A 561-nucleotide genomic window follows, 5' to 3' on the forward strand; every position below is an offset into this window, starting at 1 on the left:
GTCCAGGGCGGTGGTGAGGGCGGCGATGGTGGGGGTCTGGAAGAGCTGTCGGATGGGGAGTTCGGTGTTGAGTGTGGTGCGGATGCGGCTGACGAGGCGGGTGGCGAGGAGGGAGTGTCCGCCGAGGTGGAAGAAGTCGTCGTCGATGGTGACGTGGGGGATGCCAAGGATGTCGGCGTAGAGGCCGCAGAGGATTTCCTCACGCGGGGTGCGCGGGGCGCGGCCGCCGCTGGTGTGGATGGTGTAGTCAGGTGCGGGCAGGGCCTTGCGGTCCAATTTCCCGTTGGGGGTCAGGGGCAGGGACTCCAGGGTGAGGAACGCCGCCGGAACCATGTACCCGGGCAGCTCTCCAGCGGCGTAGGTGTGCAGTTCCCACTCCGTGAGCGGGGCGCTGGTGACGGTGTAGGCGACGAGGCGCTGGTCGCCGGGGGTGTCCTCGCGCAGGATCACGGCGGCCTGGGTCACTGATGGGTGTGCGGCCAGGACGGTTTCGATTTCGCCGGGTTCGATGCGGTGGCCGCGGAGTTTGACCTGGTGGTCGGTGCGTCCGGCGTATTCGAG

At 68.3% G+C, this 561-nt stretch carries 1 protein-coding gene; it reads right to left on the reverse strand.

All coding sequences use genetic code 11. The annotated features are described in order from the left end of the window. Positions 1-561, reverse strand: a 561-nt coding sequence (locus KUM44_RS37040; RefSeq protein WP_217214162.1) for a phosphopantetheine-binding protein, incomplete at both ends; no start/stop codon positions are given.

The organism is Streptomyces sp. AC550_RSS872 (genome assembly GCF_019049285.1).
Taxonomy (GTDB): Bacteria; Actinomycetota; Actinomycetes; order Streptomycetales; family Streptomycetaceae; genus Streptomyces.